The sequence below is a fragment of the Ruegeria sp. YTSC325 genome (assembly GCF_059609525.1).
The window spans coordinates 117,116-137,901 of the sequence record NZ_JBXWLY010000013.1 but is presented as its reverse complement, the minus strand read 5'-3'; the positions used below and the strand labels follow the sequence as shown (position 1 = coordinate 137,901).

Annotated in this window: 17 protein-coding genes; 10 read left to right on the top strand and 7 right to left on the bottom strand. The window is 52.7% G+C overall.

The window, feature by feature from the left end:
* Positions 1–80: 80 nt before the first annotated feature.
* The gene (locus AC2FF7_RS17550) at positions 81–1,385 is read left to right on the top strand and encodes an aspartate-alanine antiporter-like transporter (protein WP_496906041.1); all 1,305 of its coding nucleotides are present in this window, start codon (positions 81–83) and stop codon (positions 1,383–1,385) included.
* A 12-nt stretch (positions 1,386–1,397) separates the two neighbouring features.
* On the opposite strand, the gene AC2FF7_RS17545 is transcribed toward AC2FF7_RS17550, so the two are convergent.
* The 6 genes from AC2FF7_RS17545 to AC2FF7_RS17520 all read right to left on the bottom strand — a co-directional run bounded on the left by AC2FF7_RS17545 (position 1,398) and on the right by AC2FF7_RS17520 (position 7,244).
* Positions 1,398–2,030 (bottom strand): ion channel, encoded by a 633-nt coding sequence (locus AC2FF7_RS17545; protein WP_170486620.1) that lies wholly within the window; start codon positions 2,028–2,030, stop codon positions 1,398–1,400.
* A gap of 298 nt (positions 2,031–2,328) precedes the next feature.
* A complete protein-coding gene (locus AC2FF7_RS17540) occupies positions 2,329–2,874 on the bottom strand; it encodes a hypothetical protein (RefSeq protein ID WP_481668815.1) in 546 nt (181 codons plus the stop codon).
* Between the two features lie 77 nt (positions 2,875–2,951).
* Positions 2,952–3,518 carry a transglutaminase-like cysteine peptidase gene (locus tag AC2FF7_RS17535; RefSeq protein WP_353394353.1) on the bottom strand — a complete coding sequence of 189 codons (567 nt, stop codon included), beginning with the start codon at positions 3,516–3,518 and terminating at the stop codon, positions 2,952–2,954.
* A gap of 317 nt (positions 3,519–3,835) precedes the next feature.
* The gene (locus AC2FF7_RS17530) at positions 3,836–4,804 is read right to left on the bottom strand and encodes an SMP-30/gluconolactonase/LRE family protein (protein ID WP_496906040.1); all 969 of its coding nucleotides are present in this window, start codon (positions 4,802–4,804) and stop codon (positions 3,836–3,838) included.
* Positions 4,805–4,867: 63 nt separating this feature from the next.
* Positions 4,868–5,827, bottom strand: a complete 960-nt coding sequence (locus AC2FF7_RS17525) for a glutaminase (protein WP_480866674.1) — start codon at positions 5,825–5,827, stop codon at positions 4,868–4,870.
* A complete protein-coding gene (locus AC2FF7_RS17520) occupies positions 5,802–7,244 on the bottom strand; it encodes an alanine/glycine:cation symporter family protein (protein ID WP_480866673.1) in 1,443 nt (480 codons plus the stop codon). Before AC2FF7_RS17520 ends, AC2FF7_RS17525 begins: the two co-directional genes overlap by 26 nt.
* 797 nt (positions 7,245–8,041) lie before the next feature.
* Between AC2FF7_RS17520 and AC2FF7_RS17515 the strand changes: the two genes are divergently transcribed.
* The 8 genes from AC2FF7_RS17515 (at position 8,042) to gntH (ending at position 17,672) form a co-directional block, all read left to right on the top strand.
* The gene (locus AC2FF7_RS17515) at positions 8,042–8,269 is read left to right on the top strand and encodes a hypothetical protein (protein WP_496906039.1); all 228 of its coding nucleotides are present in this window, start codon (positions 8,042–8,044) and stop codon (positions 8,267–8,269) included.
* A 507-nt stretch (positions 8,270–8,776) separates the two neighbouring features.
* The gene (locus tag AC2FF7_RS17510) at positions 8,777–10,321 is read left to right on the top strand and encodes an ABC transporter permease subunit (RefSeq protein WP_496906038.1); all 1,545 of its coding nucleotides are present in this window, start codon (positions 8,777–8,779) and stop codon (positions 10,319–10,321) included.
* Positions 10,318–11,040 (top strand): alpha/beta fold hydrolase, encoded by a 723-nt coding sequence (locus AC2FF7_RS17505; RefSeq protein ID WP_170752018.1) that lies wholly within the window; start codon positions 10,318–10,320, stop codon positions 11,038–11,040. The genes AC2FF7_RS17510 and AC2FF7_RS17505 overlap by 4 nt, the downstream gene beginning before the upstream one ends.
* Before the next feature lie 309 nt (positions 11,041–11,349).
* Positions 11,350–12,768: a circularly permuted type 2 ATP-grasp protein gene (locus AC2FF7_RS17500; RefSeq protein ID WP_480869411.1), complete on the top strand. Its 1,419-nt coding sequence runs from the start codon at positions 11,350–11,352 to the stop codon at positions 12,766–12,768.
* A gap of 2 nt (positions 12,769–12,770) precedes the next feature.
* A complete protein-coding gene (locus tag AC2FF7_RS17495; protein WP_170751434.1) occupies positions 12,771–13,712 on the top strand; it encodes an alpha-E domain-containing protein in 942 nt (313 codons plus the stop codon).
* A 3-nt stretch (positions 13,713–13,715) separates the two neighbouring features.
* Positions 13,716–14,513 (top strand): transglutaminase family protein, encoded by a 798-nt coding sequence (locus AC2FF7_RS17490; protein ID WP_480869408.1) that lies wholly within the window; start codon positions 13,716–13,718, stop codon positions 14,511–14,513.
* Between the two features lie 11 nt (positions 14,514–14,524).
* Positions 14,525–15,274, top strand: coding sequence for a proteasome-type protease (locus AC2FF7_RS17485; RefSeq protein ID WP_496906037.1), 750 nt, complete (start codon positions 14,525–14,527; stop codon positions 15,272–15,274).
* Between the two features lie 136 nt (positions 15,275–15,410).
* Complete coding sequence (gene gntH, locus AC2FF7_RS17480) at positions 15,411–17,672, top strand: guanitoxin biosynthesis MBL fold metallo-hydrolase GntH (protein ID WP_496906036.1); 2,262 nt, start codon at positions 15,411–15,413, stop codon at positions 17,670–17,672.
* A 50-nt stretch (positions 17,673–17,722) separates the two neighbouring features.
* Here gntH and AC2FF7_RS17475 read toward each other — a convergent pair whose 3' ends face one another.
* Complete coding sequence (locus tag AC2FF7_RS17475; protein ID WP_496906035.1) at positions 17,723–19,636, bottom strand: adenylate/guanylate cyclase domain-containing protein; 1,914 nt, start codon at positions 19,634–19,636, stop codon at positions 17,723–17,725.
* Between the two features lie 989 nt (positions 19,637–20,625).
* Here AC2FF7_RS17475 and AC2FF7_RS17470 point away from each other — a divergent pair.
* Positions 20,626–20,745: a hypothetical protein gene (locus AC2FF7_RS17470; RefSeq protein ID WP_496906034.1), complete on the top strand. Its 120-nt coding sequence runs from the start codon at positions 20,626–20,628 to the stop codon at positions 20,743–20,745.
* Positions 20,746–20,786 lie beyond the last annotated feature (41 nt).

Below are 20,786 nucleotides of genomic sequence, written 5' to 3'. Positions count from 1 at the left end.
GGAATGCCGCCACTCGAGCTGCTTGAAGTCCGGGCATCAGCATTCCTTGGTGGGTCGGAAGTTAACGTGACAACACCGCATTGACGAGCACTCCTACGCTTGTAGGTGCGCAGAACGCTGTAGAAGCCGGATTGGTTCCAATACCGGCCGGTTCGACTTCTGAAGCGATAATCGAAAGCATCAGTGTTGGATACGCGATTACATATATCTTTGGTACAGTGGGTCTCTTGCTGCTTGTTAAGCTTTTGCCAAGCTTGCTCAAAATTGATCTGGTTGAAAAGGCGCAAGACTTTGCGAGGGAACGCGGCTTTGTTGCTGAGGATTCAGCGAAGGAGGCCGAGCGCCCAATTTTACGGGCTTATGAAGTTCCATCTGTCGATTACGAAAAGAAAACCGTAGCTCAAGCATCATCCGATTTTTTGTCTCAATATCAAGACTATGGCGCGATCTATAAGTTAAAGCGCGGCAACGACATAATCGACGTATCGCCAGACACAACTCTTGAACCTGGCGACAAGCTCGCATTTTTTTGCTCGCCGAAACTACATGAGAAAATTCGGGAGGAAATGAAACTTGGCCGCGAAGTACTAGACGATGACTTGGTAGACGCTGTGGTCGACGTTGCTGAAGTGGTTGTCAATTCCAGCTTTGCAGTCGGCCAAACGATTGGGCAGCTTGCGATCCAACAAGAGCATGGGTGCCGCCTGACGCGATTGACACGTTCGCAAATAGAAATGCCGCTGTCACCTTCGACAAGGGTCCAACGTGGCGACGTGATGTACTTGACCGGCGAGCGTGCTGCTTTGCAGCAGTTAGTTTCGATATTGGGAGTAGAAGAACGAGCCGCAGTGGAAACCGACTTGTTGACATTTGCAGCGGGAATAGTCGTAGGGCTGTTTATTGGTCAGATTACAGTAAGAATTGGTGGAATTGACGTTGGAATAGGTAACGCCGGTGGTCTACTTGTTTCTGGGATAGCCGTTGGCTTTCTTAGGGCCAACCGCCCAACATTTGGTCGTATGCCAGCTGCCGCGCGTTTTATTCTTATGGAGTTAGGGTTGTTATTTTTTATGGTTGGCGTTGGCCTAAATGCCGGCGGTGGCATAGTCGAAGCTCTTGGTGCGGTCGGGCCGAAACTGTTTCTTTGTGGTGTTGTCGTGACTTGCCTTCCTCTATTGGCTGGCTATGCGTTTGGGCGGATCGTTCTAAACATGAATCCGGCCTTACTTTTAGGGGCTCTTACTGGTGCAATGACTAGCACGCCAGCTCTCGGGATTGTTCAACAAGCGGCGAAGAGTTCCGTTCCTTCCCTTGGCTATGCAGGAACTTACGCGCTTGCCAATGTACTTTTAACGGCGCTTGGAACACTAATTATGCTGCTTTGACTATTATGTGGGTTACTTAGTGCGGGTCCCATAAAGGCTGACAAGCCTTGCAATTAGGATTGCTTGGAAAAGAACTCCTACAATCGCTTCTAAGATTGACCAGATTTGAACCACCGCGTTGCTGGAAGTTATATCACCATAACCGAGGGTAGTGAGTGTCATAAAGCTTAAATATATGTAACTACTCCACTTTTCGGATTCGCCAGGTTTGCCAAAGTCTAGAGCATGTGGCAAAACCGTATGTATTATTGAAAAAATCAGTGCCCAAGCAATTCCGATCAATAGATAGCAGGACACAGCATCGGTAATGATTTTCAGGTCGATATAATGGGCTACAATAATGGCCTTCATCAAACTGATGAACGCAAGTACCAACAAGAATAGAGACAAAACGTAACCTGCTAAATACCAAACGTCGCCGAAATCTAACGCGCCGGTTAAGCGGACTAGTAGAATTGCTAAAGCTGCCGCTATTGCTGCCAGTTGCACAGTGGGACGAACCGTCAAAGAAAGAACCGCGCTCACTAGCACCAGACAAAAAATCACGTCCAGAACTCTTTGCCCAAGGACAAAACTCTCCAGCAGTGGAGACATCACGATCATGAGTAGCAACGAGGCTAACAACAAGTAAGAATTATGCTGCATAGACATTTCGTTCAAATTTTTGGTCCAGTCATTGAGACGCGGTTGGTCCTGCGTACTATATCGTTGGAAAGATTTTGGTGTCACCGCGCTAATTGCAGCGAGCTTTTGTGATGCCAAAACAGTTTTGTTCGACTATCTGCCGCTATCCCGTGCGAAATAAACCACAGGATAAACGTGCGTGAGCCGCGTTGCTTTGTGAGTTTCAGCTACAATACAGAAACAGTTAAGAACGAGCAAAATATAGTAGGATTTTGCAAGGTTCTTCTCTTTCGGACGCCGTACAAAGAAACCAAAACTTCTAAAGGCGACCGTTTCTCAAGTTAAACACTTCTCCCGCAGAATTGGTGCCGCAAATCACATGTTTGTGCCCCGAAGCTAACTCTATGTAGAAGTTGTCGGCCCCTTCTTGGCCCGCTTGGATCAGATGAACGTCGCGTTTGCCAACATTCCAGCTAGATGCAGCTTCTTCCCTGCAACTTCTTATAGCCGGAACAGGAACTTTTGTGCCGTGAACATTCCGCGTTTTGTGAGACAGCCGGTTTCGCCGTTCCTTTTGTCCGGCGTCGTATCCCTGCCCATAATTCATTCCGCTGTGCCTGGAGTCATATGGTTCGTTGTGGAGACCATCTCTGTAGCCACGTTCAAACTGTGCTTTTGCCTCAGAATTTTTTGGTTCATAGCCTTCGTGATAGTGGTTCTTGTTATGTGCCAAAGCAGCAATTCCCAGAATGGCCGCAGCGGCCAAAGCAGTCTTTTCGTCGTCGCTCAATGCAATTGCAGAAGTTGACGCCAAAGGGCCAACGAATATGGCGCTGGCCGCAATAACACGAATGATGTCTTTCATTTAAATTTTCCCTCCAAAACCTGAATTTCTATAAGATTGCTTTGTGCCTTCAGCTTTGACGTTTCCCAGATTGCAGGTCATCGATCCTGCAGGACAATATCCCATCGCGCTGGGTTTTTAGGGTCTTGTGCCTCGATAAATGCGTAGTGGGTTTTATTCCAAGGCAGCACCCGGTTGGTCAGGTTGTCCAACACATAATCTCCTTTGGATGTTCTAACGACTAATACAGCATGACCTTCGTGGTGAAGATCCAACACTGCAGCGAGAAGTAAGTGATCTGGAGAGACGCCCATTTTCTGAAGTTCAATCTTCTTGAGCATCGCGATGTCTTCGCAATCTCCGCCAAGTTGTGAGGGCAGTGCCCACTTTTCCAGAACATGATACTGGCTCTTATCAGACACCTGCGGAGTTTTTTGGTTAATGCTTTGGTTTACCTTTTTTATCTTCTTCCACTCAGCATCAGTAATCTGATGAGGTTGCGGTGATTTTTGACAAATTGGCGGATAACTCGAGCAGACACCTTCAAACCCTTTTGGCGCCGGCCATTCCCGACCCAAGTGCATAATGGTATCCGCATTGGCGGCAGGTGTCAGAATGACAAGAACACCACAGAGCTTAAGAAGCAATCCGAACCGGCCAATCATTCTCAATACTCCCTAATCTTGTATGCACAGCTAAGTTCAACTCGACCAAAAAACTAAATCACTTTTGTATGAACAAAAACTTAAGATCAAGAGGCCTCCCGGTGTCGGACACATTGGTGTCCATTTAGGGGCGGAAGCGTTCCTCATACGCCGGTCTGGTCAAGGTCGGCTTCGTCCGCACACCGGTCATTCACTGAATTTTTCTGAGCGACCGCACTGAGCCCAAAGTTGTCGCTTAAAAAGGGAGCCAGGAGATTTGAGAGCCCATTGGGTAAACCGCTATTTCTAATCGCGCAGAAGCACTTCTGAGAGTAGTGTCATCCTCCCGACATGCCAGCTACGTTTACATAAAGGGCGTACACAGAATGGCTTGCTGCCATGAAAAGTCGGCTGTTCGCACGGCCTCCAAAGCAGAGATTGGCACATCGTTCAGGCAAAGCGATGCGACCTATAGGAGTTCCATCAGGGGCAAAGACCATCACTCCGTCCAGTTCGGCATCACCCATGCCCCAACCGCACCAGAGATTACCGTCCACATCCACGCGGAACCCGTCAGGCGTGCCAGAACCTGCATCGATTAGCACACGCTTGTTCTGGATCGAGGCACCATCCGTGTTCACGTCATAAGCCAGTATCTTTCGAGACGGTTCACCACGCGATTCAACAATGTAAAGCACGGTCTCATCGGGGCTGAAGGCCAAGCCGTTTGGCCCTAGAATGTCATCGGCTACGACTTTCAGTTTTCCGGTGTCGGGGTCCACTCGGTATACGTTCTGGCCTAACTCTGGTTCGGCGCGATGACCCTCATAGTTGCCCGAGATGCCAAACGGTGGATCGGTGAACCAGACACTGCCGTCGGATTTGACGATCACATCGTTGGGCGAGTTGAGTCGCTTTCCGTCAAAGCTCTCGGCTAGCACAGTGATTGAGCCATCATATTCTGTACGCGTAACCCGTCGTCCACCGTGCTCGCACGTTATCAGACGACCTTGCCTGTCCCGGGTCTGACCATTGGCGAAATTCGACGGCTGGCGAAACGCCGATGACTGTCCGGTAACCTCGTCCCAGCGCATGATCCGGTTATTCGGAATATCACTCCATAGCAGATAGCGCCCGTCACCGAACCACACTGGCCCTTCACACCAGCGACAACCAGTTGCCAATCGTTCGACGCCGGCCAACGGCAGCTTGTATTTATCAAACCGAGGATCGAGTGTCACAACGGAGGGATCTGGATACCGTTGGGATGGTTGCCAGCTATTTTCGAAGTCATTTTTGTCCGTCATAGATCATCCTCAGTGTGGCGCCTGCTCAAGCTATGTGACTGGTCTTGAATTGAACAGGGCAGGCTATGCACTCGGTCCAAAGATCGACCAGCCTGTCGCACGAACTAACTCCTGAAATGCGATAGTCGCCAAATGGGAGTTGCCTTTTTGATCTAGCCCGGGGCTCCAGGCGACTACAGATGCGATACCAGGTACAATGCACAAGATTCCGCCACCAACACCGCTTTTCGCTGGAAGGCCAACACGGAAGGCGAACTCACCCGAGGCATCATAAGAACCACACATCATCATCAGTGCGGTTACTCTTCTGGCTCGCTGTGCCGATAATACTGTGGCACCGGTGGCCGGATTTTGACCCGCTGCGGCGAGAAAGCGGCCCGCCAATGCTAGCTGTTCACATGACATTGCGATGCTACATTGGCGAAAGTACAGAGACAAAACATCCTCTACCGGCGCGTTTAGATTTCCTTCCGCCTGCATAAAATGCGCAAGAGCGCGGTTTCTGGACCCAGTTCGCATCTCAGACTCTGCAACTGACGCATCGACCTCGATCGAGTTGTCCTCCGAAAGCTCTTGGCACAATCCCAAAAGGTCGTTGACTGCTTCATCAGAAGAACGGTCTTCGAGCAGAACATCTGCCACTATGATCGCACCCGGGTTGATAAACGGGTTCCTTGGGATTCCGCGTTCGTGTTCAAGCTGAACGATTGAATTGAATGGATCGCCGGAAGGTTCCCGACCGACTCTTTGCCACAAAGTGGCACCAACCTGTTGAAGCGCCAATGTGAGCGAGAACACTTTTGAAATGCTCTGAATCGAGAATAGCGTGCTCGCGTCTCCAGCGGAAATTAGCGGGCCGTTGATTGGTGCAATGGCAATACCGAATTGGTTCAGATCAACTGTGGCGAGTTCTGGAATGTATTGCGCCACTTTCCCCCTTTCGGACATGCCGGCAATGCGATCTGCGATATCGTCCAAGACTTCCTGAAGCCGTTCGCTATCGGTGGTTTTGAGTATCGGCATGGATCTCCTCCGTCCAGACAGTGTGATCTACGCCCTTACTAAACTCGGGAAATTTGCTTGCGACAAAGCGAGGTTCGAGGTTCTGTCGGCGTTGCGAAAAATAGTCCACCGTTAATTTGTATACGGTGCCAGACAGGAGCACTATTGCCACCAAATTGATGGTTGCCATTATTCCCATGGCGGCATCCGCGAAATTGAACACTGTGGCAACAGCTTGCACAGCGCCCCAAACAACCATTGCAAGGCAGCCCAAACGCAAGGTGTAAATCGGCAGCTTCCCTTCCAATTTTAAGAACGTCATCGCGTTTTCGGCATATGAGTAGTTGCCAAGTATGGATGTGAAGCCAAAAAAGACGATAGCAATCGCGATAAAGTGGCGACCGATTTCGCCGAGATGGACCGCCGCCGCGTCTTGAGTCAGTCGCATACCCGTAGGACCATCAATTTCGATTGCGCCCGACAAAAGAATTAGCAATGCAGTTGCCGTCGCGACCAAAATTGTATCCACAAAACACCCGAATGCCTGAACGAAACCTTGGCTGGAAGGGTGGTGGGGCTCAGGTGTGGCAACCGCTGCAATGTTCGGTGCTGAGCCCATGCCCGCTTCGTTGGAGAAAAGTCCCCGTTTTATGCCGTTAAGGGCAGCAGCCATGACGCCGCCTGTCACGCCTCCGGCAGCTTCTTGAAGGCCAAATGCCCCTGCAACAATCGACCACAACATAGCGGGTACTTCGGAAATGTTCAGGACTACCACAACACAGGCAAGCAAGAGGTAGAGACCTGCCATGAGCGGCACGACAATCTCAGCGAACTTTGCGATGGTCCTTATTCCACCGAATATGACCACGGCTGCGGCTGCGGCCAGCGCTATGCCAACGATCAATTTGTTCAACCCGAACGCGCCCTCGAAAGCTTCGGCGATCGAGTTGGATTGGACGGCGACAAAAACCAAACCAAAGCTAACAATCAGGCAGATCGAAAAAATGACTCCGGCCCAAGGAGCATTCAAGGCGTTGGCCATGTAGAACGCTGGGCCTCCTCTGAATCTGCCGTTGGACGATGTGACTTTATAGAGTTGGGCCAAAGTACTTTCAGAATAAGCCGTGGCCATTCCAACCAATGCTACGATCCACATCCAAAAGATGGCGCCCGGACCTCCTAAGGTCAGGGCCACAGCTACGCCAGCCAGGTTTCCAGTGCCGACGCGTGAAGCCAAGCTTACCGTCAGCGCTTGAAACGGAGTAATACCTCTTTTGTCCGTGCTCTTCGAAGACGTGAGTACGCGCACCATTTCCCCAAAATGAAGAAACTGAAGTGCGCCAAGACGAATTGTAAAAAAGATACCGGTTCCAAGAAGTCCGTAAATTAATGCGTAGTTCCAAAGAACCGTGTTTATGCCATTAACCAATACTTCCATAGCACGCCTCTTAATAATTCAAACACTTCCCGGAAGACAAAAAACAGTCTGCCTAGTTTTTCATCATGCACAAAGATGCGAAAATTGTCAGGAATAAGCTGCGCGGTATCAATAAAAGGTTGACGTGGATAGCACTGAAATTGAGGCACAGGCATATAGCTACGTATCCATTTGGCAATTCGCTCAGCAGTAGTTCACGCCAAGTGCTGCGAACGACAGCGTCGAACCCAAAGAGGCAAATGCTGCGCTTTATGCGACTGTCCCATTTGATTGGATTCTTCGGAAAGCGGCAAAGCGTTCGTACAATCCCAGTGCAGCCGACGGCTGCTACTAGCACAAAGCAGAAATGCTTGAAGGGCAGCGTGCTCTTAAGTTGTCCCGCGCTTTTTCAACTATTTGCAGATAGGCAATTCTAGTGGCCGTTGTTTAGGCAAGGAAGCTCTCCAACTATTTATGATCGGTTGGAGGCTACTTTTGGGCCAGAACTTTGGTGCGCCTATTGCTTGCAAGCAAGCAGCGTTCCAATAAACTCCTGCCCGCGATAGTGATTTCCCCTTTTTCACAGCCTTAGCGACAGCATTGATATCCTTGGATTCCGGGTAGATATACAGGGTCGTCGGATTCCCTTCCACAAGCGCCAATATCTCTTTTGAGGCCGACTGTGACCAGGTTGTGCAGCCATTGCTACGGCCGCCAGTGTAGTTCACAAGTTTTCCGTAGGGGACATAGCCGTCGTTGTCTGCATGAGTGCTTCGAGGACTTTTGAACCTACATTGCCACTTAAGGAAAACAGCGGGATGGCCTCCAATGGCGCGCTCGCGAGCATTGCTCGTTTCTCCTTCCCCATCAAACAAAAGAAAGGTGCGGTAGAACGGCTGCGTTTTGCCGGAATGACTGTAATAACCTTTGAAGGACGTGCGGGTTTCAGCCGTCACATAGGCACCTCCGGCGGTAAGTTTAGATCCTTCTGCATTGCTGAAGTTCTTCGCGCATTGCCGACCATTCGAAAAATTGGCGCCCCTTAGTTTTCGGCCATTTCCATAGCCGGACGAAACCGCTCGGAAAGAATTTTGTGACTCGCAGATGACGTAAAACCGCTTCGCGGGATTGCCGTTTCTTGCAGTGCTGGGGCGGGTTGCATCCTTGGCAAAGTAGCAGGGGTTCCTTACTTCGCCTCGTCGTACTTTCTCTATGTAAAGCGCTCGCGCCCTGTTCAAAACGATCGGCGCGATTTGGCCGTCACCCGTACCCACGTGTTTTTGTAACCACACTGGGACATCTTGCGATATCGCCTCGACGCGGTCTGGGAGGACGCCCGCCGAGATGGCAATTGTAGTGGCAGTGAGTGCGAGACGGAGTGAATTCGGTAGCAACTGGAGATCTCCTGCTAGAATGTCCTCCTGGCCAGTCTAACACAGTTCTTATACTTCACGACGCCAGCCAGGTGTACCAACGAAGCTTCGTGTTGCCACAAATCCCACACTACGTTTATTTGATCTGTTGCGCACCGTGATTGAAGGGACGGAAATGTCATGAGCGAAGATCTTGGTGTGAACCCCCTTGAAGACACAGAAAGCGAAGCCGCGCAGGCCTATGCCGAGGAACGCCGCGAGAATATCCGCACTTTTGTGCGCACAAGCCCCGATTACTACATCCGCAATTTCGACAAGATCGGGGCGTCCGCACGCTTTACGGCAACCTTCAATGTGATGGCCGGGCTCTTTGGTCCAATCTGGTTCGGCGCACGCGGCCTTTGGTCATGGGCATTGGCCTTTCTTGTCGTCGAAGCGATCGGCTTTGTGCAGATCGCGCGGGGCCTGTTCGGAGATCTGGGAGCAGACGCGATGGCCCGTGTGACCTCGATCGAAGGTACGCTCGATTTGCGCTACCAGCAACTCGCGGCCGCGCAAGAGAGCGGCTCGGATAGAGCCGCAGCCATCCAGCGCCAGATCGAAGGTCTAGAGGCCAATATTGAGGGGTTCCGCGCTGAGGCAGATTTGCTCGCTGCGCAAGGCCCATCGATTGCACTCACCGGTGTCGTCATCTTGCTTGTGGCCAAGCTCATACAGGCTGTGGCCGCCAATTGGGCGCTGGAGGCCCGCTTTTCTGACTGGCTCTCAGATCGCACCATTCGCTCCGGCATGCCGGTCAGCCAGATTGTTTTCAGCGCGGGTTTCATGATCCTGTTGGTCGCGACTGTAATGGTCCACTACAGTTTCCCGGGCCGTTTTTCATTTCTTAGCGAATTCCCGACAGATAACTCAATCCGCCTGGCCAGTATTGACAGCGTAGAGGGTTTTATCGCCTGGTGCGTCGCCAACAGTGTGGCGTTCTTTGACGGGCTCACCGCGGCCATTCGCTGGTTGCTGGATGCCATGGAGGTTGCGTTAGTTCAGACCCCTTGGATCGTGGTGGCCGCGCTGATCATTCTTTTGACCTGGCTTACCGCTGGCTTGCGCATGGCTATATGGTCTGGCGCCTTTCTGGCCTACATGGGTCTCCTCGGCTTTTGGGAAAAAGCTATGACCACATTGGCGCTTCTCGGCACTGCGGCGCTGCTTTCCATCGTGATTGGGATTCCTTTAGGCATGTTCTCTGCGCGTCGACCGCGGTTCTACGCGGTCATCCAACCGATCATGGATTTCATGCAGACCATGCCTGCCTTTGTCTTCATGGTGCCTGTGATTGCATTTTTCGGGGTTGGCAAGCCAGCGGCAGTCATCGTCACCATGATCTTCGGCGGGACCCCCGTGGTACGCCTTACCGTTTTAGGCCTGCGTGGTGTTCCTGAAAGCGTGCGTGAAGCCGCGATCAGTTTTGGCGCCAACAAGTGGTACCTTCTCACCAAGGTCGATCTGCCGCTTGCCAGCCCCTCCATTCGCGCAGGCATCAACCAGACAATCATGCTGTCGCTGGCCATGGTCGTGGTGGCCTCGCTTATTGGCGCGAAAGGGCTGGGCGAAGACGTTCTCGAGGCGCTGCAATACGCCAATGTAGGCCAGGGTATCCTCGCAGGCTTTGCCATTCTATTCTGTGCGATGATCCTTGATCGGATCGTTCAAGGTCAGCGAAAGTGATCCCCCTTGTCCTTGTTCATGGTTTCATGGGGGGCAGCGCACAATGGGATGGGTGTCGCGATACACTGCAGCAGCATGCTGATGTGGTTGCCGTCGACCTGCCTGGGTTCGGCGCAAATGCCTATCTGCCGCCAATTGACAGTATTGGCGGATATGCGGATTGGGTCGTCCGGCACCTCCGCGGCCTTGGAGTAGAGGAATACCATCTGCTGGGTCATTCCATGGGCGGTATGATCGCTCAGGAAATTGCCTTGCGCGACGGTGAAAGGATTAACCGACTTGTGCTTTACGCGACTGGCGCGGTCGGTGTTTTGCCGGGGCGGTTCGAGACTATTGAGCACAGTAAAAGGCGCGCTGGGAAAGACGGCCCGGCGGCCACCGCACGTAGAATCGCAGCGACTTGGTTTCTGGATTGTGAAGCTGCAACAGGATATGAACACTGCGCTGGGATCGCCGCTAAAGCCAAACTGGCCGCCATAAATGCTGGGCTTGAAGCCATGCAATCCTGGTCAGGAGAGCAGAACCTTAGCCGGATCCGGCAGGAAACTCTTGTGCTCTGGGGCGATCAAGATCGGACATATCCGTGGAGCCAAATTCAAATGCTTTGGGAAACAATTCCCAATACTTTGTTGGCAGTTGTGCCAGGTTGCGCTCACGCTCTACATGCCGAGAGACCTGATTTTTTCACACGTTTAATCTCCGACTTTTTGGACCGCTGAGCAATACCAACAACTTGGACTTTTGCAGGGCGGCAGCCAAGATCAGCTTTGTCCGCATAGCAGTCATTCACGCCGAGTGCAGCGAACGACTGTTCCAAGCCCAATGTGGACGTTCGGATGCAGTACAAAACCAGATACTGTTGAACTCAAAACACTGTATGTGACTTCAAGTGGAAACACGAAGAACGCCACGTTGTTAAGTTCACGAAACTATCCAGTTAGCCTGAAAATTAGACGCTCCTTCTAAAGGCAGCTTCCAACCAAGCCTGAATGACTTGAAAAATCTGATCTATGCGTAAAACTCAAAGCATGAGTGTGTATTTTGATGAAATGTTCAACGGCGATGGGTCACTCAGAGGTCCATACGAAGAGATCGGCCGCTGGTTCAACGCGGAAGACGTATCACGACTGAGGGCGAAACAGCGCGAAGCCGAAGAGGTTTTCAGGCTGACGGGCATAACTTTTAACGTCTACGGCAAAGCCGAGGCTGAGGAACGCCTTATACCGTTTGATATCGTGCCACGAGTCATTTCAGCGCGCGAATGGCAGCGGCTGGAACGCGGTATCGAACAGCGGGTGCGGGCAATCAACGCATTTCTCCACGACATTTATCACCGTCAGGAAATAGTCCGGGCCGGGCGTGTGCCGGCTGAGATGATTGCCGGAAACGAAGCGTTCCTGCCGCAGATGCTTGGTGTCTCACCGCCCGGTCAGGTTTATACGCACATTGTCGGCGTCGATCTGGTGCGAACCGGCCCAGACGAGTTTTTCGTTCTGGAAGACAACGCCCGAACGCCATCCGGGGTCAGCTATATGCTGGAGAACCGGGAGACGATGCTAAAGATGTTCCCTGAGCTTTTTAGCGCGACCAACGTTCGGAATGTTTCTGACTACCCCCGCAATCTACGACGGTCGCTGGCGGCCTGTGCACCGGCTTGTGCAGACGGGGAACCCACTGTCGCGGTATTAACCCCGGGCATCTATAACTCGGCTTACTACGAACATGCGTTCCTCGCAGATCAGATGGCCGTGGAATTGGTCGAGGGTCACGATCTGCGGGTTGTCGACGGACGTGTCTGCATGCGCACCACTAGAGGCTATACGCCCATCGACGTGCTTTATCGCCGGGTTGATGACGACTTTCTGGATCCGCTGAACTTCAACCCTGACAGCGCATTGGGCGTGCCAGGCATTTTGGACGTATACCGCGCTGGCGGCATCACGATCGCCAACGCGCCGGGAACAGGCATAGCCGATGACAAGGCTATTTATTCCTACATGCCCGAGATCGTTGAGTTCTACACGGGCGAGAAGCCTCTGCTTCAGAATGTTCCTACCTGGCGGTGTAGCGACCCCGACTCTTTGTCTTATGTACTGGACAATCTTTCCGAGCTTGTAGTGAAAGAAGTGCACGGGTCTGGCGGCTACGGGATGCTGATCGGCCCGACTGCCAGCAAGAAAGAGATTTCAGCTTTCCGCGACAAGCTCATATCGCGGCCAGCGAACTATATTGCTCAGCCGACATTGTCGCTTTCGACGGTGCCGATCTTCGCGCGTTCTGGGCTGGCCCCCAGACATGTCGATCTGCGTCCTTTCGTTTTGGTTTCACCCGAAGGGGTCAAGATCACCCCCGGCGGCCTGACCCGAGTGGCTCTTAAGAAAGGGTCGCTGGTCGTGAATTCAAGCCAGGGTGGCGGGACCAAAGACACCTGGGTTCTGGAGGACTGACCATGCTGGGAAAAACTGCTGGCGGGTTGTTCTGGATGTCCCGATATCTTGAGCGAGCGGAAAATACGGCGAGGCTGCTTGAAACAGGTCAGAGAATGGCGTTGACCCGTACCAAAAACTCTGCCGAGGAATGGGGTTCGGTTCTAAAAACGGCCGGTGTTCTGGATGGGTACCACGCCAAGTATGACGAGATTTCAAAGGACAATGCGGTCGATTGGGTGCTGCGTGACGCTGATAACCCATCCTCGATCAAGTCGGTTATCAAGCAAGCCCGAGACAACGCGCGCCTTGTTCGGACAGCGCTCACCCATGATGTCTGGAGCGCAGTGAACTCCACCTGGATGCAGATCGACGAGGTGATGAAACGACGCGTGAATGAGCGGGACTTACCTGCAACGTTGGAACTCATTCGACAACAGGCGGCTCTGGTCCGTGGTGCCACTTTGGGGACCATGCTGCGTAACGACATTTTCGATTTCACCCGCATCGGGACTTTTGTCGAACGGGCCGACAATACTGGGCGCATTTTGGACGTGAAGTACTATGTTCTTCTGCCCACAGCCTTCTCGGTCGGCTCATCACTGGACAACATCCAATGGGAAAGCATTCTCCGTTCCGTCGGCGCTGGTGGAGGGTATCGGATGACCCATGGTGAGAAAACTCGGCCGTCTGATATTGCTCAGTTTTTGATACTGGATCAGCGGATGCCTCGCAGTTTGCACTTCTGCTGCAGAAAGATTCAGGAAAACTTGTCCTACCTGAAGAAAGACTACGGCTTTGCTGGGCCTTCGTGCGAGGCATCAAATGCTCTCTACAAGAAATACCTGGATCAGAAAATTTCCGATATTTTTGAATTCGGTCTGCATGAGTACATTCAGGATTTTCTGACCGATCTCGGCAATTTGAGCCGTCAGATCGAGATTGATTACAGGTTCTACGAGTAGCCAATGAAACTGCACATTCGACACGAGACACGATACGATTTCGACGCGCCGGTTCCCTTCGGTCTGCAACAGCTGCGGAAAACACCAAAGTCATTTCGAAACCAGAGCATTGTGAGTTGGAGCACCCAGATCACCGGTGGGCATAAAGAGCTGACATTTGAAGACTACCACCGCAACACGGTGGAATTGATCAGTTTCGAAACAAACACCCAAAGCATCTCGTTGATCTCCGAAGGCATTGTTGAAGTGAATGACACGCACGGCGTTCTGGGGCGTCACGAAGGGTCGACGCCCTTGTGGCTATTCAAAAGAAGCACACCGCAGACATCGCCGGGGAAAAGAGTTGCAGAGCTGATAAGCGCATTGCCCAACGGCGAACCGCTGGAGCAGATGCATGCACTGTCCGAAAGAATTCGAGCTACGGTCTCGTACGAAATTGGAAGTTCACACCCGGGTTGGAGCGCAGAAGATGCCCTCAAAGCTGAGCGGGGCGTGTGTCAGGACCATACGCACATCTTCATTACCTGCGCCCGACAGCTCGGAGTGCCAGCACGCTACGTCTCGGGCTACTTGATGATGAACGAAACGGAGCTGCAGGACGCGACCCATGCCTGGGCCGAAGTGCATTTGGACGGGCTTGGGTGGGTCGGATTTGACGTCTCAAACGGGATTTCGCCAGACGATCGATACGTACGCGTCGCAACCGGTCTGGACTATGCCCAAGCCGCCCCGGTAATAGGGAACAGAATTGGGACAGCGGGCGAGCAATTGACAGTGCAGTTGCAAGTCGCACAGCAATAACGGAGACATGAATGACCTATGCTGTCGGCATGCGGTTGAACCGCGGGTTGGTATTTATGTCCGATACGCGCACGAATGCCGGCGTCGACAATGTTTCAACCTTCAACAAGATGTTCAACTGGACAGTCGAAGGTGACCGGTCGATCACAATCCTAACGGCCGGAAACCTGGCCACTACTCAGGCAACGATAAGCCTCCTAGAAGAACGAACGAAAGCGCCGGCAGATCGTTCACCATCGATCTTAGGAGCACCGACAATGTTTCAAGTTGCGCAACTGGTCGCGGCTACGCTGAACGACGTCATCGAGGAGCATGCCCGGTCCGGTCAGCAAGCTGACAGCGCTTTTCACGCGACGCTCATTGTTGGAGGCCAGATCAAGGGCGGTCCGTCTCGCCTTTTTTTGATCTACCCTGAAGGCAATTTTATCGAGGCCGGCGACGACACCCCGTTCTTTCAGATCGGTGAGACAAAATATGGCCGTCCTATTCTGGTGCGAGCCTACGATCCGGAAATGAGTTTTCCAGAAACCGTGAAACTCTTGCTTGTCAGTTTTGACTCCACGATTAAGGCCAATCTGTCTGTCGGGGCGCCGCTCGACCTGCTTCTCTACGATGAAGACAGCCTTGATGGCGGTACGCGGTCAAGATTCGAAGCTGACGACCAGTACTTTCGCAGTGTTTCCGATGGATGGGGTGACGCGTTAAAATCGGCCTTGGCCAAACTTCCAGAATACAGATCGGGGCGAAGATCAAACGATTGAGCGTCCGCTTTGTCCGCATAGCGGTCGTTCAGGCTAGGTGCAGCGAAAGACAACTACGAGCCCAAGGTAAACGCCTGATTTTGGACTGAAGCAATTTGGTTGTATCATAGATTGCACCAGCAAATCGGGGAAGACTGTGCGCCTAAGATTGTTGCCGGCATTGAGTTTAGTAGTTGCGTCGATTTCATGCGGCGCTGCTTCAGCTGGTTCATCTGGAGAGCGAAAGTTCTACTATCCAAACACAGAGCCGCTCGGTGAAGCGGAGATGCGAGTTATCTCGCTGGGAACTGGAACACCTAATTTTCGACATTCCCAAGCGTCTGCGTCGTGGTTGGTTGAACTTGGCAATGGCGACAAGTTCCTATTCGATGTCGGAACCGGCTCGTTAGCAAATTTGGCTGCTTTGGAGATTCCATACACCTATCTCGACAAAGTTTTCATTAGCCACCTGCACGTAGATCATATTGGAGATCTCGACGCACTGTTTGTGGGCGGCTGGGTGTCAAACCGAACGGTTCCACTGCGGGTTTGGGGGCCAAGTGGCTTAGAGCCAGAATACGGGACCGCAGCAGCCATGGATGGCCTCCAGAAAATGTTGGCTTGGGACGTGGCAGGACGGCGCGGGAATATGCCCTCGGCAGGTGGACACCTTTCGGTGACTGAGTTCGACTATTCTCAGACACAAGTAGTTTATGAAAGCGATGGTGTTGTTATTCGATCTTGGCCCGCGATTCACGGCATAGACGGTTCAGTTTCCTACAGCTTGGAGTGGAAAGGACTTAAATTCGTCTACTCAGGTGACACCAACCCGAACAAGTGGTTCGTGGAGAACGCTAAAGAAGCTGATCTTGTCATTCACGAATGTTACTTAACGATCCAACAATTCATCGATATCAAAAACTACGACCCTGAACGCGCCCGATTAGTGGCAACGGTGGTTCACACGCCACCAGACGCTTGCGGAAAACTATTCTCGATGATCGAGCCGCGGCACGCTGTTGCCTACCATACATTTGCCGATTTCGATATTGCTCCTGACACAATTGCCGCGATCCGAAAGACTTATGACGGCCCGCTCACTTTGGCTCAGGACTTGCTTGTTTGGAATGTTTCGGAAGATACCGTAAGTGTTCGAGCGATTGTCGGATCAGACAGTCCATTGCCTGTTGACCCTCCAACTCCTGCGGGCACCGGAAAACCCTCTTTGGCCATTGTGCAGTTTGACAATATCGGGGACGAAAGAACGGGTCAGTATTTCGTCGATGGTCTCACCGACGACCTGATCGCGCATCTGTCGCGCAACCGGGAGTTGTTCGTTGTGTCCAGCGCAACGATGTTCTCTTACGCGAAGGATCACGCAACCCCGATCGAAATCGCGCGCGACCTCGGGGTTAGCTATGTGGTCCGCGGCAGCGTCCGCCGCGCCGATGGTCAGATGCGCGTCAGCGGAGAACTTATTGATGTCGACAGTGCCCAAACCATCTGGGCCGAGGTTTTTGATCGTCAGGTAACGGATGTCTTTGAGGTTCAAGACGAGATCAGCCGGGCCATCGTGGGCCAGTTGTTGCCTGAGATATATCAGTCCGGCGAAGCACGGTCGCAGGAAAAACCGACCGAAGACATGGGTGCATGGGATCTGTATTTGCGCGGTCGGGCGCGGCAGGCAGTGTTTTCGCAAGAGGCTCAGCACGACGCAGTGACGTTTGCACAGTCTTCCATCGCAGCGGATCCGGAATTCGCGGCAGCACACAGCCTGTTGACCCGCGCGCTGGGAACGATATTCTTCTTTCAGTGGTCAGATACTCCTCAGGACACGTTGATTGCCGCTACTGAGGCGGCCAAGAGAGCAATTGAACTGGACGATCAGGACGCACAGGCACATGCGGCTCTTGGCTATATCTACCGCTTTACAGGAGAGGCCGATCCAGCCATCGCAAATCTCGAACGCGCTGTCGCGCTCAATCCCAATGATGCGCGTATACGGCTGGAATTGGCGCATACCTATGACTGGTTCCGCATGCAGGACCGCGCCCTGCCCGAGATAGAGATGGCAATCCGGTTAAGCCCGCGCGATCCGATGTTGCAAAACATGTACTTTTACCAGGGTCACATCTTGTTTCATCTGGGACGCTACGAAGAAGCGCTGGACGCAGCCCGGCAGTTGGGCGCGGTGGCAACAAGCAATACTTGGCGACTGTTTCATCACCTGTTAAGCGCGGCAACTCTTGCCGAGATGGGCAAACAAGACGATGCCCAAGAGGCCGTTAACGATGCGCTTGAGATCAACCCAAAACTGTCCATCTCAGCGATGCGCAGGCAATTCGCTGGATCAAAAAACCACCCCGAAAACCGACGGATCTGGTTGGCTAGTTTGCAAAAGGCGGGCGTGCCCGAATAAGAATCGGTGCCAGACTTGGCGCTACCCTATGCCTTACCGCGCCCTATCGGTTAGCCTGCACTATCTTGAAGCGGGGCAAACTGACCTTCGGGCATGTCAACAGCTCTGTAGGCTTCCACGAAAGGCTGGATGTGTTCGTCGGGGCGCGCAAAGCGCCGATACATCCAGACAATGTCAGCAATTTTTATACCCGGACGAATTTTGTTTAGCCTGTCCCGCGCGGAAATGGCGGCGTCGCGCGGACCCAGTTCAGCCAGAATCGCAACCTCGATGGACACCGACCACCAAATATCCGGCTGAGCTCCCTTGCGATAGGTTCTCAGCGCTGTTTCATAATCTCCGTTCAGGAAATGATACTCGGCCAGCGCCTGATACCAGTTCGGGTCTGCTGCATTTGGATCAAGCGCAATTGCATTCTCAACAAGAGCGGCGCCCAATTCCAGACGCCCGGACCAAATGAATTCATAGCCGATCTGCCCTTGAAGATACCGATCTGTCCCCAATGCCAGCGCTGTTTCGGCGGACGAAAAGAACCCGTCAAGATCGCGCTGTATCTGTAACACAAGCGCCAGAAGAAAATGAGCGCGCGCAGAATACGGGTTGAGCGACACCGCGTTCCGCGCTGCCTCTTCCGCGCGTTGGATTTTCTCATCCTGTGTTCCTGGATACAGCCCGGTAAACAGCTTCACATCTGTCAGCAGTGCCTCAGCCAATTGCGCCCACCCGCGCCAATACTCAGGTTCGTCTTCGACAACCCGCAGGATACAGCCGCGGACGCGCTCGTGCATATCTCGTCGGTTCAGAAAACCAACGCGCAGCAGGGAGCATTCATAAGACGAGAGATATTCCGGAGGTTTCGCACGCGCATGACCTGCGTGAATGCGCTTGATCGCCCCGCCCGCGTCACCCACAGCCGAGGCTACTTTTTCTGTAATGCTCAGTTGAACGTCCAGAATATTTGAAGCCGTGAGACTTTCGTCATACGCCCCGGACCAGACCTGAAGCCCCGAGCTTGTGTCTATCAGTCGCGCTGTTACGCGCAGACGATCTGCAACCTGCCGTACAGAACCTTCCAGCACATAGTCCGCGCCGAACTTCTGTCGGATACTGCGCAGATCACTTTCGTCCGGTCCGACGGAATGGGTGGATTGGCGGGACAGTACGTTGAGGTCCTGGTAGCTCCCCAGCTCAACAATGATGTCTTCGCCAATGCCAATAGCCAATAAATCGCGGGCGTCCGTATTGCTGAGGTTTTGAAACGGCAGAACCGCAACGGTCGGACCTGTAGGCTCTGTCAACAAAGCAGCTTCATCAAAGGTCATGGCATCAAGCGGCTCGTGATCAAAGCCGATCCACCACGTTAACAAGCTCATAACGCCCAGACCTACTAAAACCGATGCACCGGCCATCAATGGAAGTTTGTTTGATCGCCATTTGGGTATGGGCGCACTGTCGGTTATGACACGGAAAACCCGAACCGGTTTGGCGATGTTTTTCAGGTTTTTCAGACCCAGATCCTCAAATCCGGCATCTACCTTGCCCGCTGCCTGCTGTGCGACACTCTCAGAAACTGCGACACCGCCTGGGTCAGCCAGACTTTCAATGCGGGAGGCAACATTCACCCCGTCACCATAGAGGTCCCCATCAGCGATCATGACATCACCGAGGTTTATCCCGATCCGAAGCTGCAACCGCGACCCGTTGGCAAGTGTCGGAGCAGCCTCAGTCATTGCCCGCTGTATCTCGACGCCACAAGCTACGGCATCGACCACCGAAGTGAATTCCACAAGAGCACCATCCCCCATTAACTTGACGAGGCGCCCGTGGCTTTTTGTAATTGCGGGATCAAAAATCTCTGAACGCAGAGTTTTGAGGGCGGACAATACCCCTGCCTCGTCGCTTCCCATCAACGACGAATACCCAACGACATCGGCAACCATGATCGCGGCGAGTCGGCGCTGCATAGGACCCTCCTGATCGCATTCTAACGGATGTCACGAAATCTCGACAATGCACGCCCTTCAGGTAATCCAACTAATTTGGTTGTCACGGCATAGACTAAATGTCAGCTTCACCTCGACGGCTCCTACTATTTGCGCCCGCAAAGAAAGTCAGCTTTCCGCCTCTCTGGTATAAGCGAAGTCCTGGAAACGGCCTTTGGATGCGAAGGGGATGCGTTCTAGCTCCAACGAGATTTTGAGGTTCAATGCTCCTATGGATATAGCGTCAGGGAACATCTTCTTTGGGCAGAAAGTGTCTGCCCAATGTTTCCTTCAATGTGGAAATGCTTCTAGAGGCGTGTAACCAAGGTCACGCATTCAGAAGCCCGTGTAACAGCGGTATGGAGCCAATTCCTAGCATACTTGTCGAAGATGTGACTTTCGTCCTTTGTAATCACGTGGCCTCACAGGCTGCCTTGGGCTTTATGAACTGTCAACGCGTAGCCATACTTAAACTTCTGAAAATTTTTTCGTTCCTGGTCCGCATCCAGTATCTCATCGATCTCAAGACTCCAGTCCGGCACCACACGGCTGTTGCAATAAGCACCGTATTTCAACGGTTTCCCTTAACGAGTGTCTGTCGCCAGCCGTAGGACCGGGCTGTCCTTGGCATGACTTCGGAACAGACGTTCCCAACTCGTAGAGAGGCCGCCCTGCGCGGCCTTTCGCATTTCTGGACAGGGCGTCCTTGTAAGTTTGGGCACATGGCTGAGCGGTACGTCAGCAACCGCCAATGTGTGTGATGCAGAGAAAGCGGCGGAGCGAGATCGGAAAAGACGAGCAGCCGATCCATCATGTCGTATGTTTCGGTCTGTGCAGAACCGGTCTCGCCAAGCACTAAAGCGGCGGCCTGCCCATCCGAGGTGGTCGGTTGATCTCTGGAAACCTTAAAACAACACCTTGAGGTCCAGTACTCGGACGGCATGTAATGGTATCGGTATGGTCAATGGGAGGTGGACCACATTATACCTCTTTCGTCTGCCCGGTCTTTGGAACACCTCATCGAACTCTGCCACGACTGCAATCTTCAACCACATTGGATGCGGGACAACCTAGCAAAGGGCGGGATGTAAACCTCGCCCGTGCGGGATGTCATCTGTTTTCTTTCGGTAAG